Origin of the sequence: Candidatus Methylobacter oryzae (assembly GCF_003994235.2) — a bacterium.
Classification (GTDB): Bacteria; Pseudomonadota; Gammaproteobacteria; order Methylococcales; family Methylomonadaceae; genus Methylobacter_A; species Methylobacter_A oryzae.
Genome location: NZ_RYFG02000010.1, coordinates 127,924 through 141,476, shown reverse-complemented (window position 1 = coordinate 141,476; position 13,553 = coordinate 127,924). Strand labels below are relative to the sequence as shown.

The 13,553-nt window shown below is 51.6% G+C and carries 9 protein-coding genes; 8 read left to right on the top strand and 1 reads right to left on the bottom strand.

The window, feature by feature from the left end; translation table 11 throughout:
- Nucleotides 1-208: 208 nt before the first annotated feature.
- Nucleotides 209-1,948, bottom strand: coding sequence for a multicopper oxidase domain-containing protein (locus tag EKO24_RS02485; protein WP_127027122.1), 1,740 nt, complete (start codon nt 1,946-1,948; stop codon nt 209-211).
- 217 nt (nt 1,949-2,165) lie between these two features.
- On the opposite strand from EKO24_RS02485, the gene EKO24_RS02480 reads away from it, so the two are divergent.
- The 8 genes from EKO24_RS02480 (at nt 2,166) to EKO24_RS02445 (ending at nt 13,545) form a co-directional block, all read left to right on the top strand.
- Entirely contained in the window at nt 2,166-3,773 is a 1,608-nt protein-coding gene (locus tag EKO24_RS02480; protein WP_127027121.1) for a protein adenylyltransferase SelO, read from the top strand.
- A gap of 514 nt (nt 3,774-4,287) precedes the next feature.
- Nucleotides 4,288-5,760 (top strand): methyl-accepting chemotaxis protein, encoded by a 1,473-nt coding sequence (locus EKO24_RS02475; RefSeq protein ID WP_206667195.1) that lies wholly within the window; start codon nt 4,288-4,290, stop codon nt 5,758-5,760.
- Nucleotides 5,761-5,770: 10 nt separating this feature from the next.
- Nucleotides 5,771-6,139: a response regulator gene (locus EKO24_RS02470; protein ID WP_127027119.1), complete on the top strand. Its 369-nt coding sequence runs from the start codon at nt 5,771-5,773 to the stop codon at nt 6,137-6,139.
- 16 nt (nt 6,140-6,155) lie between these two features.
- A complete protein-coding gene (locus tag EKO24_RS02465) occupies nt 6,156-6,482 on the top strand; it encodes an STAS domain-containing protein (protein WP_127027118.1) in 327 nt (108 codons plus the stop codon).
- 10 nt (nt 6,483-6,492) lie between these two features.
- On the top strand, nt 6,493-8,673 hold the full coding sequence (locus EKO24_RS02460; RefSeq protein ID WP_127027117.1) for a chemotaxis protein CheA: 2,181 nt from the start codon (nt 6,493-6,495) through the stop codon (nt 8,671-8,673).
- 269 nt (nt 8,674-8,942) lie between these two features.
- Complete coding sequence (locus EKO24_RS02455; protein ID WP_143733142.1) at nt 8,943-10,745, top strand: HAMP domain-containing methyl-accepting chemotaxis protein; 1,803 nt, start codon at nt 8,943-8,945, stop codon at nt 10,743-10,745.
- A gap of 8 nt (nt 10,746-10,753) precedes the next feature.
- Entirely contained in the window at nt 10,754-11,299 is a 546-nt protein-coding gene (locus tag EKO24_RS02450) for a chemotaxis protein CheW (protein ID WP_127030784.1), read from the top strand.
- Between the two features lie 155 nt (nt 11,300-11,454).
- On the top strand, nt 11,455-13,545 hold the full coding sequence (locus tag EKO24_RS02445; RefSeq protein WP_241674370.1) for a HAMP domain-containing methyl-accepting chemotaxis protein: 2,091 nt from the start codon (nt 11,455-11,457) through the stop codon (nt 13,543-13,545).
- Nucleotides 13,546-13,553 lie beyond the last annotated feature (8 nt).

Genomic DNA, 13,553 nt, shown 5'->3' with positions numbered 1-13,553 from the left:
TTAATGCTTGACAGCCATTTTTCTATGGAGCAGCTACTACTTCAGCCAAGAAGCGTCGGGCGTATGCGATGCCAGAATGTGGGCGGTTATACAGTGAAGGCTTGGAAATGAGTTGGAGATATTTCAATGTAAAACTTCGGTTATTAGGATCGCGGTTTACATCATTGCCTACGTCCGTGTAGGCAATGTCTCTAAGTAACGACTGGAGCTATTTGTTCAGCAGCTTACGAACGCGATCATAAACCGTCTGGCGGTTAATGATCAGCGCGTAACTTAATAAACCCAGTATTAAACCGAACAACAGCTTTCCGAAAACAGAACTTTCTTGTTCGGCAGGTGCGGGAGCGGCATCCGGCGACCATTGAGGCTGCACGTTTTGTACCGCAACTTTAGAAGGCTGATAGGCGGCTTTCAGGTCGGGAAGACCTAAACTGCGCCACTCATCATAATCCTGCCAGATCGGATAATTACCTTTCCAGAGTCCTTTGCTGAAATAGGGCGCAAGACTCATACCGTGAGCTTTGGGAATGCCTTTTTCATCAAGGAAATCTTTATAGACAACCAGGCTGATATCGCCGCCTTCGCCAACACCGTTAGTCGTAAACGATTTTTCAACATGGTCATGGAACATCCAGATACCTTGACCAAAGCTGTGCAAGCCGTCGTCGACGCCGCTTAACTCCAGGTCAATACGCTGTGCGGGAACCATGCCGTGTACATCGCGTTGGATGTAAGAGCTTGGGCCGTTATCGACGCCGTCATAATGGGTTATGGTCGGTTTATGGCCGTGAATATGTAAAGCCAAGGATTCGGTATGGCCATTCAGGACCCGCAGCTTGACTTTTTCATCCTGGCTCATTTCAATTAATGATTCCCTTAACGTGTAAGGGAAAGAGCGGCCGTTAAGCATGAAATAATCATCGGTGGCTTCGGTTGTGTCGTATTCCGTATTCATATGCTTGGCAATCAGCCGCGGATCGTTAGCCGATCTGGCGACAAGCTCGTGCAGCTCTTTATCGGCCGATTGATAATGCAAGTCATACTCGCGGGCATATTTTTCAAGCACCGCTACAGACGGATGACGTACTTGACCGGCGCCAACGTTAAGCGTTTGTACCCAGTTGTTGGGGCGGTTTTCCTCAACGATAAAAATGCCCTGCAAGCCCATCGGTATATGAGTGTGCGGTTGAACGTGGCAATGGTAGTACATAGTGCCGGGTTGGCGCGGCTTGATTACGTAGGTTTTGGTTTGGCCCGGCATTGTGTCCATATTGCTGGTCTGTCCAACGCCGTCGTTACCGCTGCCGGCATGATTCATGTAAGGATGGTCGATGCCATGCAAATGTATCGAATGCGGCAAATAATGGGTGTTTTCAAGAACCAGCCAAACCACGTCATCCTGCTCGACACGAATGACCGGAGACGGTGCGCGCAGTAATGGATTGGCGATGGGTTCGTAAATACTCAGCGTCGACATGTCACGGGTTTTTGGTGCAAAAACCCAAAAAGTCGGTTGAAGGCCCGGAGCTATGTCGAAAGTCGTGGTCGGATCTTTCATGTCCGGCGAATGGCCGTTGAGTTCGGCAACTTCAAGTTTAATAACGACTTTATCAGGATCGCCGTCGCCGTCGACATCGTCGGAAAGAGTAATCGCATCGGCAGCGAGTTGGGTTTCCATCAATGTTGCCATCGAAATACCGTTTGTGCCTTTAACAAAGGCTGCGATGTCGGCAGGGTTGTCAGGATTACAGAGTCGTGAAGCTTGGATTTTTACACCATCGATGACTTGTTCTTTTCGCCATTCAGGATTAGTGAAGTCAGAACATACTTCTTCTACCGGTCCCATTTCTACCTTGGCCGTAGGAGGTAAATCACTGGCCGCTTGGCTCCACGGATGTATAAGGAGCAGAGTGGCGCCGCACATCAGGGTAAGAAAGTTTTTATGCATACAACGACCTCAAAAAAATACACTAAATAAAATCACGCACCGCTAAATTAACGCGATGGTTTTTTAACATGGCTATTTTAACTGAATATAAAGCAAAATTCATTTTTAACGCTATGTTAAGCTTAAAATGTCAATTATGGATTTTAATGAGTTTATGGGATAACCATCGTGACCCAACAACAGTCAGTCATTATGTACAGATGAAAAGGCAGAATAGATGAATTCCCAAATAAAAACGTCCGGGCTTGATAACTTGATCTTCGATAACCGTTTTATTCGCGAGTTACCGGCCGATCCGCAGACTACTAATCAACGCCGCCAGGTATTCGGATCTTGTTATTCGCGAGTGCTTTCGACTCCCGTTTCCAAGCCGCAAATGGTCGCTTATTCGAGAGAAGTTGCCGAGCTTTTGGATTTGAAGCCGGAAGATTGCGAGTCGGATGATTTTACCCAAGTGTTTGCCGGCAATCGCCTGCTACCGGGCATGGACTCCTACGCAACTTGTTATGGCGGTCATCAGTTCGGCAACTGGGCCGGACAGCTCGGCGACGGCCGGGCGATTAATTTGGGCGAAGTGCTTAACCGTCGCGGCGAGCATTGGACCTTACAACTGAAAGGCGCGGGCGAGACGCCTTACTCAAGGACTGCCGACGGTTTGGCCGTACTGCGCTCTTCTGTACGCGAGTTCTTGTGCAGCGAGGCCATGTATCATCTGGGCGTGCCGACGACGCGGGCATTGAGCCTGATATTGACCGGCGAGGAAGTGATCAGGGACATGTTTTACAACGGCAATCCCCGGCCCGAACCGGGTGCGGTCGTGTGCCGGGTTGCACCGTCATTTACCCGGTTCGGCAATTTCCAGATTTTTACTGCCAGAGGAGAGCTTGAGCTGCTGAAGAGGCTGGTGGATTACACAATTCGCGCCGATTTCCCGCACCTAGGCGAGCCGTCGCTGGACGTCTATCTTCAATGGTTTGAAGAAATCTGCCGCAGAACGGCGGAAATGATTGTGCATTGGCAGCGCGTCGGTTTCGTCCATGGCGTGATGAATACCGATAATATGTCGATACTCGGCCTTACCATCGATTACGGCCCTTACGGCTGGCTGGAAAATTACGACCCCAACTGGACGCCTAACACGACCGACGCGGCCGAGCGGCGGTATCGATTCGGCAGCCAGCCGCAAATCGCTTTCTGGAATCTCGGTCAATTAGCCAATGCGATTTATCCGCTTATTGAACAGGTTGAGCCTTTGCAGCAGGCGATCAATGTCTATAAGGAAACCTTTGAACGAGGCTGGCAGACCATGGTTGCCGGTAAATTAGGGTTGAATGTCTATGATCCGTCCATCGATGACGAACTTAACACAGAACTGTTGATCCTATTGCAACTGGTTGAAACGGACATGACTATTTTTTATCGCAAGCTCGCAATGCTGGATATGGACGTAGAACTCAGCGATCAGGCTTTGATGGCGCCGTTGATGGATGCTTATTATGTACCCGAGCAATTAACCGATGACTACAGAGCGCGTCTTGGCTTGTGGATCAGGCGTTATATCAAGCGGGTGCAAATTTCCGGTTTGCCGGATGTTGAACGGCGCAACAGCATGAATGCCGTCAACCCTAAATATGTGTTGAGAAATTACCTGGCGCAACTGGCGATAGATAAAGCCGAGCAGGGCGATTTTTCGATGGTGAACGAGCTGTTGGAACTATTGCGTCATCCTTATGACGAACAGCCCGGTAAGGAAGAATTTGCGTTAAAACGTCCCGATTGGGCTAGGCAAAGGCCGGGATGCTCAATGCTGTCATGCAGTTCTTGAATATTGCCGCTCTATAAATTAAGGTCGAAATTAAATATCTAAACTTCACTTCCAAGTTTAGATATTCTTAATTGTAGAAAACGGCCGTTTTTCAGCTCAAATACTCGTGCACCCGAGTTGTAGCGGCGGCTTGTCATGTGCATTCCCGGTTTTATCCTTTTTCCCACTATCCAGCAGCAGAGGCATTATTGAGTTATTGCCTGCTTTTTACGTCAATGGTTGCGGAAACTACGTAGTCGAATGGCGTTTTTCTTCGGTTTTTCTAAATCCATTTCCAAATTTAACACGTTAACAGTTTTAATGCCTTACAAGCGATTGTTGACGCTTGTTGTTAAATAGATAAAAACGATATATTCGATTATTTTTATAAAAACGATAAAAGCGATTGATTTGGGGCTGGGTGCGCAATACACTCTTGCTCAAGGTCATCGATTGGCTTGCAGTTGTATCGATTACTCCAAAATGAATAGTGTTAATTAAATGTCATTAAGGAAATCCCGATATGGAAGAAGCAATGAAATTTTATCGAAATGAATATTGGCTGACCTTTCCATTATTGCTGTGCGGCGCACTTGGCGTTTTAGGCTTTACAGTGTCCAGCCGCTTCGAGATAAACAATTTGGTAATGGCGGCTGGGTTAATCGTCATGTTTGCCGGATTGCATTTGCGGAGCCGTAGCCGCTATCGCGTGGCACTACAAATGCAGGAGCAAAGCCTGACGGAACGCTGGCAACAGGACTATGAGCAGAAAATTAAAGCTTTGCAGCATGAGCACAGTGAGGCCGTTTCAAGAGCCGGCTCCAGTCAAATTGAAGCAGAACGGAAACATATCGGAAAGTTGATTAATGAGCTAACGCAATGTTTCGACATGCTGTCAAGCCGTCTCGACGGGCAAGAGCCCGGCAAACCGCAACCCGCCAGCAATGAGCCGCTTTCTCTTGATGCGCGGATTACTGATTTGACACAACGTTTTGATGTGCTGATCGGCTTTCTTGATAGCAAGGCCGAAGATGCCGACAGGCAAGAGTTTTCCATAGAAGGATTGGACTCGCTGTGCCAAAAAGTCTTGCCGATTTGGTCGAACCAAGTGGAAATGGCCCGGCGGCACACCGAAGAGTCCATCTCGGATTTGGCTGAACGCTTCGATTCTTTGTCCAAGCGCCTAGACGCCGCCGTGCTTGCCTCGCAAAGTACTATGGAAGGCGATCACGACAGCAATGGCGGCATCGTCGAATTGCTACGGGACAGTCAGCAGGCGCTTAGCAGCATTACACAGGCGCTGAGTACCTCATTAGAAGAAAAGGAAAAGTTATTGCGTTCCATTGAAGACCTGTCCGGCTATACCGATCAACTCAGCAAAATGGCTTGGGAAGTCAGCAGCATTGCCAGTCAGACCAACCTGCTGGCGCTAAATGCGGCCGTTCAGGCCGCGCGGGCCGGCGATGCCGGGCACGGCTTTTCCGTCGTTGCCGATGAAGTGCGCAAACTGTCGCGTTCGTCAGGCGATGTCGGCAGGAAGATTACCGAAACCATTGAAGCCGTTAACGATGCGATTGAAAACACGCTGGTGATTTCACACAAATTCGCCCGCCAAGACAAAGAGACACTCAATAGTGCGGAGCAGATCATTGCTACGGTATTGTCGCATTTTACGCGGGCTGCTGCCGGCTTGTCCGATTCTGCGGAATTATTGCGCAGTGAAAACACCGCCATCAATCACGCAATCGCCGATGTTTTCGTTGACTTACAGTTCCAGGACCGAGTCAGCCAAATACTGACACTGGTCTGCGGCGACTTGAACAAGCTCGAACAGCATCTGGAGGCGCTTAAAAATGAAAAGGACATTGACGGCTCATGCCGTTCCGTCAATGTCGAAAAATGGCTTGAAGAACTCAGTATGACTTACACCATGGAAGAGCAGCTAAAAGTGCACAGTGGCGAGAAGGCCGAGATCAATACCCATCAAAACACGATTACATTTTTTTGAGGACTTTAACATGGCCAAAACTATCCTGTTTGTAGAAGATTCCGCTTCCGTCCGGCAAGTGATGAACAGCACCCTGACTCGCGAAGGTTATCAGGTAATCCTTGCCAGCGACGGCCAGGACGCGATGGGTAAGCTCGACGGCAGCAAGATCCACCTGATTATCAGCGACGTGAACATGCCGAACATGGACGGTATTTCTTTTGTTAAGCAAGTCAAGCAATTGCCGGCTTACAAATTCACGCCGATTATCATGCTGACCACTGAAAATCAGGCGGAGAAAATGAACGAAGGCAAAGCGGCCGGCGTCAAAGCCTGGATCGTCAAGCCGTTTCAGCCGCCGCAACTATTGGCCGCAATTTCGCAGCTTATTCAAGCATAGATAATGGGGGCGACCGATGGTGAACAGAAGAACTAAAAATCAACAGAACAACCGCATTGCCATCGAAGGTGAACTGACTATATACACCGTTCTGGAGTTGAAAGACAAATTGCTGGCAGGGCTGTCGGACAATTCCGAACTGGAACTGGATTTATCCGAAGTTGGCGAGTTCGACGGAGCCGGTTTGCAGTTATTAGTCATGGTCAAACAACAAGCGACCACTCTTGGCAAAGCCCTGCGCTTTACCGGCCACAGTTCCGTCGTGTTAGACCTAATCGACCTGTCCGGCCTGGCCGGCTTCTTTGGCGACCCCTTGCTGATCGTCCGTCCGTCCACCCAATGAGGCTAGTGTTATGATACCCGACGAATACTTGCAAACCTTCGTGGTCGAATGCAGCGAACTGCTCGAACAGATGGAACAAGCCCTGCTGATCGTAGAGCAGGCGGCGGAAGACCCTGAAATTATTAACGCGATTTTCCGCGCTGCCCATACCATCAAAGGTTCTGCCGGCATGTTCGGCATTGAGCCGATCGTCGAATTCACCCATGCCGCCGAAAGCGTACTGGACCGCGTGCGCAGCGGCGGCATTGCCATGGATGCGGTACTGGCAGCGCTGTTTATTGAAGTACATGATCATCTGCAAGCCATGATCAGCCGCGTGGCTGAAGGGAATCAGCCATTTCCTGAAATTGACGAACGCAGTAAGATCCTGATCGCGCAATTAGAAGCCTATCTGGGCGAGGCTAAAACGGAGCAGCCTGAGCAGTCTGCTCCTGCCGTCCACCAGCCTAAACTGGAACGGGAGCCGGGCGACACCGTGGCCGGCACCGACCTGTGGCATATCTCGCTACGCTTCGGCCCGGAGGTGTTCCGCAACGGCATGGACCCGTTCTCGTTCGTGCGCTGTCTCGGCAAACTCGGCGCGATCGTCGAATTGGTCACTATCATTGACGCGATCCCGGCGGCCGCCGACATGGACCCGGAAACCTGCTACCTCGGCTTTGAAATCAGCTTTAGCAGCGACGCCGGCAAAGCCGACATCGACGCCGTATTCAACTTCGTCCGTAGCGACTGCCTGATCCGTATCCTGCCGCCGCACAGCAAAATCGGCGAATACCAACGCCTGATCCAGGAACTGCCGGAACAGGAAATGCGCCTCGGCGAAATCCTGGTTTCCTGCGGCACGCTGACTGCCGAAGAGCTGAACACCATGCTGCGCCTGCAAGCCCAGCATGGCGGCGAACCGCAACGCCCGATCGGTGAAGTGTTGGTCGAACAGCACTTGGTCAGTCCGCCGGTCGTCGAAGCCGCGCTGGAAAAACAGCAACAAGTCAAAGACAACAAGCGCAACGAGGCCAACTTGATCCGCGTCGACGCCGACAAACTCGACGGTTTGATCAACCTGGTCGGCGAACTGATCATCGCCGGCGCCGGCACTAACCTGATCGCCCGCCGCGCCGGTATGGCCGACTTGATCGAATCGACCGCCACCCTGTCGCGGCTGGTTGAAGAGGTTCGCGATTCCGCATTGGCCTTGCGCATGGTGCCGATCGGCGCGACCTTCAACCGCTTTAGCCGCGTCGTTCGCGACATCAGCAAAGAGCTCGGCAAAGACATCGACCTAGTCATCAGCGGCGCCGACACCGAACTCGACAAAACCGTCGTCGAGAAAATCGGCGATCCGTTGACCCACCTGGTGCGCAACTCGATGGATCACGGCATCGAAGCGGCCGACCTGCGCATTGCCCGCGGCAAACCGGCCAAAGGCACCTTGAAACTGAACGCCTACCACGACGCCGGCAGCATCGTCATTGAAGTCAGCGACGACGGCGGCGGCCTGAACAAGGACAAAATCCTGGCTAAAGCGATCGAGCGCGGCTTGGTCAGCGATGGTACCGGCTTGAGCGACAAAGACATCTACAACTTGATCTTCGAACCCGGCTTCTCCACCGCCGACGCGGTCAGCAACCTGTCCGGACGCGGCGTCGGCATGGACGTCGTGCGCCGCAACATCCAGGCCCTGCGCGGCAGCGTCGATCTCGACAGCGTGCCGGAGCGGGGCAGCACGATTCGCATCCGCCTGCCGCTGACGCTGGCGATTATCGACGGTTTCATGGTCGGCGTCGGCAATGCCGCTTACGTGGTGCCGCTGGATATGGTCGTCGAATGCGTCGAATTGCAAGCTTGGGTCGACAGTAGCGATGGGCACTACCTGAACCTGCGCGGCGAAGTGCTGCCGTACCGGCGGCTGCGCGAACATTTCGGCATTGACGGTGAGGCCGTGGCCCGCGAAAACGTCGTGGTCGTGCGTTACGGCGAACGCAAAGCCGGGCTGGTCGTCGATAAATTGCTCGGCGAATTCCAGACCGTGATCAAGCCGCTCGGCAAACTGTTTCGAGGCGAAAAGAGTTTGGGCGGCTTCACAATTCTCGGCAGTGGCGAGGTCGCGCTGATTGTCGATGTGCCGGGGCTAATGGCGCAGGTAGAGCATGAAAAACTAATCGAGCAAACGGCAGTCGCCGCAGCAAGATAAAGTTGAGTTGAGCCGTTCGTCTGCGCAAACGAAACTTATGCCCTTTGGGTATAAGTAAAGCAAAAAGCCGGGCGGAATCGGTATTTTGTTAGCAGGGTTTATAAACAGCATCAATAAATGATCGAGACGGATTTACAAACGTCGGTCAACGTAAGCGTGGGCTATCTTGCCCACCCCCAGGCAGTTATGTAGGACAAGTATAGAAAGTCAGCCATTGCAACCATGAGCTTTTGATCACAGCGCAAAGCAGTTTACCGGGAGTAAAGACAATGAAGATAACCATCGTTAGGAAAATGATTTTACTAATCGCTACCGCCATTTTCGGTTTAATGAGCTTAGCCTGGTTTGAGCAGACCAGGATAAATACAGTGTATGAGAAAACTAATTTCGCCAATATCAATAGTGTTCCCGCGATTGTCATGTTGGCTAAGGCCGGTGAAGCGTTTGGGCATCTGCGTGTCCGTGAATACCGCCATGTGCTGACGCCCGATGCGGCCAAGAAAACGGAAATTGAGAGCCGGATTAAGATTGCGCAGGATGGCGTGTTAACTGCTCTGAAGGAATATGAAAACACGATTGTGGACGACAAAGACAAGCGGATGCTGGCCGAAGATAGCGCCGCTTTTAACGACTATCTGAGTGCAACGCAGAGTACGTTGGGCTTTTCTCGCGACAACAAGCTTGAACAAGCGCGCGAGGTGTTAGCGCAAAGTTCAAAACAGGCAGATAAGACCTATGACACGCTCATGGCTCATATAGCTTATAACATTGAGCTGACTAAAAAACAGCAAAGCGAAGCTGTCGCAGCCAAGGAAGGCGCAATTCTGATATCGACCGTTATTTCAGGCTGCGTTTTACTAATAACGGGGCTGATAGGATGGTTCATTACTCGCAGCCTGATGCGCCAATTGGGCGGAGAGCCGGATGTCGTTGTCGACTTGGCCAATGCAATTGCCGTCGGCGACCTTAGCACCCAAATCGATCTAAAAGCCGGTGATACCGTTAGTGTAATGGCAGCAATGAAAAACATGGCCGAGGCCATTCAAACACTGGTCAATGATGCCGACAGATTGACCATGGCGGCAGTGGAAGGCCATCTATCGACAAGAGCCGATGCAGATAAACACCAAGGCGATTTTCGCAAGATCGTTGAAGGTGTAAACAATACACTGGACGGTGTCATTCTTCCTGTGAACGAGGTTGTGTCAGTTCTAACTGACATGGAAAAAGGCGACCTGACACGAACTGTCGACGGCGATTACAAAGGCCAACTCAAGGACTTTAAAGATACCGTCAACAGCACCATCGCCAAGATATCGCAAGTCATCGGTGAAGTCAGTGGAGCCGCTGCCAGCATCGCTTCGGCCAGCGAGGAAATCTCTTCTACCGCGCAAAGCATGAGTCAGGCAACCAGCGAGCAGGCCGCCAGTGTCGAGGAAACCAGCGCATCGGTCGAACAGATGTCGGCGTCAATCTGCCAAAACACCGAGAATGCCAAAGTCACCGACGGCATGGCGACTNAAATCGGCATCATCGACGACATCGCTTATCAAACCAATCTGCTGGCGCTGAATGCGGCGATAGAAGCGGCCCGTGCCGGCGAGCACGGCCGCGGCTTTGCGGTGGTTGCGGCCGAAGTGCGGAAATTAGCCGAACGCAGCCAAGTTGCCGCTGAGGAGATTGGCGAGCTTGCGGCCGGTAGCGTCGGCATGGCGGAAAGCGCCGGCAAACTGCTCGATACGATCGTGCCGTCGATCAAGAAAACCTCCGATTTGGTGCAGGAAATAGCGGCAGCCTCCGAAGAGCAATCGGCAGGCGTCGGGCAAATCAATGCGGCGATGGATCAATTGAACAAAATCACCCAGCAAAATGCCAGTTCAGCGGAACAACTGGCAGTCACCTCGGAGGAAATGAGCGGGCAGGCCTCGCAATTGCAAGAGCTGATGGCGTTTTTCAGGGTCGATGACAGTGCCGGATTAGTTAAGTCCAAGGTCAAGGTATTCAAGCCGGTGGTTAAAAAAGCGACGGCTACAAGACGGGCTACTAACGAAGTTGAATTCGTCAAGTTTTAGGGGGAACTATGAATGCAATCACTCAAACCGCTCAGACGCTGCCGGCTAACGGCAATAATCGCGAGCATGAGGAGCAGCAATATCTGACCTTCATGCTAAGCGGTGAAACTTATGCGATCGGTATCGCTCGCATTAAAGAAATCATCCAGTTCACACAAGTGACTGAAGTCCCGCGCATGCCGAACTTTATCCGCGGCGTGATCAACTTAAGAGGCGCCGTCGTGCCGGTCATCGATTTGAGCGCGCGTTTCGGCAAACCGCTCACTCCGATAGGCCGCCGCAATTGCATCATCATTATTGAAGTGGTCATTGAAGAGGAAACGCACAGTGTTGGCGTGATGGTTGATGCGGTCAATGCGGTGCTGGAAATTCCGGCAGGCGAGATCGAACCGGCGCCGACTTTCGGCACACATATCCATGCCGAATTTATTGCCGGCATGGGCAAGATCAACGGCAAATTCGTGATTATTCTGAATATACAGCAAGTGCTGTCGATGGATGACATGGCCGCGTTGGCGGCCATGGGTTCAGCCCCGGCTGCTGAATTAGCGTAGCTGAGGCGATCGTTTATAGGCGGCTTTTGGATTATTGATCTAGTAGAGCCGTTGTAGCAGGTAGCTTAATCAGGCAGGGACTGCAAGGGAATCTTCAATAGTGCGTTGCAAAGCAGCATAGCTGAAGTTTTTTAATTTACCGGGGAGTGAAGACAATGAATATGACCGTCACTAAGAAGATGGCTTTGCTGGTAGCGGCTGCCGTTTTAGGTTTGGCTGGGCTTGCTTGGCTTGGGCAGAGCAAGATGGATACGGTGTATGAAAAAACTAATTTCACCAATATCAACAGTATTCCCAGCATTATTACACTGAATGAGGCCAATGATGCATTCGGCAAGCTGCGTGTCCGCGTCTATCGACACGTACTGAATACCGACGCGTCCAAGATGGCGGAACTCGAACTGAGGATCACGGAAGCGCTTAATGCATTCTCAAACGCGTTAAAAAAATATGAAAGCGAAGGTATGGTGGCGAATGACAGGGATAGACAAATGATGATAGAGGATAAAGCCGCTTTTAACGAATACCTTCCGGGCATGGAAAAAGCCTTGGAGTTTTCCCGGCAGAGCAAGCCAACTCAAGCCCTTGAGTTACTGACTCAAAACATCGGCATGGCCGAAAAGTTGGGTTCCGCACTCAAGATCCACATGGACTATAACTCCGAGCTGGCGAAGAAAGCGGCTGACGAGGCTGCCGTAGCCAAGGCTGATGCAGTCCGGGCATCAACTATCATTGCGGCCATTGTCCTGCTGGCGATAGCCTTGCTGGGTTGGTTTATCACCAGCAGTTTGATGCGGCAATTAGGAGGCGAACCGGACTTTGTCGCCGACCTGGCTAACAAGGTTGCTGCCGGCGATTTAAGTACTCAAATCGAGCTTAAACCCGGAGACACCGGCAGTGTGATGTCGGCGATGAAGCACATGACTGTCTCGATCCAGGCATTGGTGGCAGATGCGGTGCTACTCTCTAATGCTGCCATTGAGGGACGGCTGGAAACTCGTGCCGACGCGAGCAAGCACAAAGGCGATTTTCGCAAGATTGTCGAAGGCGTGAACAATACGCTGGATGCGGTCATTGGGCCGTTGAACGTCGCGGCGGATTATGTCGATAGCATTGCCAAAGGCGCTATTCCGGCCAAAATCACCGCTACCTATAACGGCGATTTCAATATCCTGAAAAACAACCTGAACACTTGTATCGATGCAGTGAATGCGTTGGTGGCCGATGCCAACATGCTGGCTGTCGCGGCCGTGGAAGGCCGGTTGCAAACCCGGGCCGATGCGGACAAGCACCAAGGCGACTTCCGCAAGATCGTTGAAGGCGTCAATGAAACATTGAACGGCGTTATTCTTCCGGTGAACGAGGTTGTGTCAGTTCTAACCGACATGGAGAAAGGCGACCTGACCCGAACTGTCAATGGCGATTACAAAGGACAACTTAAAGATTTTAAGGACACCGTCAACAATACCATCGCCAAACTTTCGCAAGTCATTTGCGAAGTGAACGATGCCGCTACCAATATAGCTTCGGCCAGCGAGGAGGTTTCTTCCACGGCCCAGAGCATGAGCCAGGCAACCAGCGAGCAGGCCGCCAGTGTCGAGGAAACCAGCGCATCGGTCGAACAGATGACAGCCTCGATCAATCAAAACACCGAAAATGCCAAAGTCACCGACGGCATGGCGACCNAAATCGGCATCATCGACGACATCGCTTATCAAACCAATCTGCTGGCGCTGAATGCGGCGATAGAAGCGGCCCGTGCCGGCGAGCACGGCCGAGGCTTTGCGGTGGTCGCGGCCGAAGTGCGGAAATTAGCCGAACGCAGTCAAATCGCCGCCGAAGAAATCGGCGAGCTCGCCACCAGCAGCGTTGAAAGAGCCGAAAGCGCCGGCAAACTGCTCGATACGATCGTGCCGTCGATCAAGAAAACCTCCGACTTGGTGCAGGAAATAGCGGCAGCCTCCGAAGAGCAATCGTCCGGCGTCAGCCAAATCAATACGGCAATGGATCAACTGAACAAAATCACTCAGATGAATGCCAGTTCATCTGAGCAGTTGGCGGCTACCTCGGAAGAAATGAGCGGGCAAGCCGCGCAATTACAGGACCTGATCGCATTCTTTACTGTAGATAACAGATTAAGTGGGGTAGCAGCGGCCAGACCCGAGCTCAAGCTTGCGAAACCATCCGTAAAAAAAATGGCGGCAGCCAAACTAGCTGTTAACGAAGTCGAATTTGTAAATTTTTAGGGGATGAA

Bases quoted from the DNA above. Each gene is read 5' to 3' on its own strand.
- EKO24_RS02485 (WP_127027122.1), bottom strand. From the start codon at position 1,948: ATGCATAAAAACTTTCTTACCCTGATGTGCGGCGCCACTCTGCTCCTT.
- EKO24_RS02480 (WP_127027121.1), top strand. From the start codon at position 2,166: ATGAATTCCCAAATAAAAACGTCCGGGCTTGATAACTTGATCTTCGAT.
- EKO24_RS02475 (WP_206667195.1), top strand. From the start codon at position 4,288: ATGAAATTTTATCGAAATGAATATTGGCTGACCTTTCCATTATTGCTG.
- EKO24_RS02470 (WP_127027119.1), top strand. From the start codon at position 5,771: ATGGCCAAAACTATCCTGTTTGTAGAAGATTCCGCTTCCGTCCGGCAA.
- EKO24_RS02465 (WP_127027118.1), top strand. From the start codon at position 6,156: ATGGTGAACAGAAGAACTAAAAATCAACAGAACAACCGCATTGCCATC.
- EKO24_RS02460 (WP_127027117.1), top strand. From the start codon at position 6,493: ATGATACCCGACGAATACTTGCAAACCTTCGTGGTCGAATGCAGCGAA.
- EKO24_RS02450 (WP_127030784.1), top strand. From the start codon at position 10,754: ATGAATGCAATCACTCAAACCGCTCAGACGCTGCCGGCTAACGGCAAT.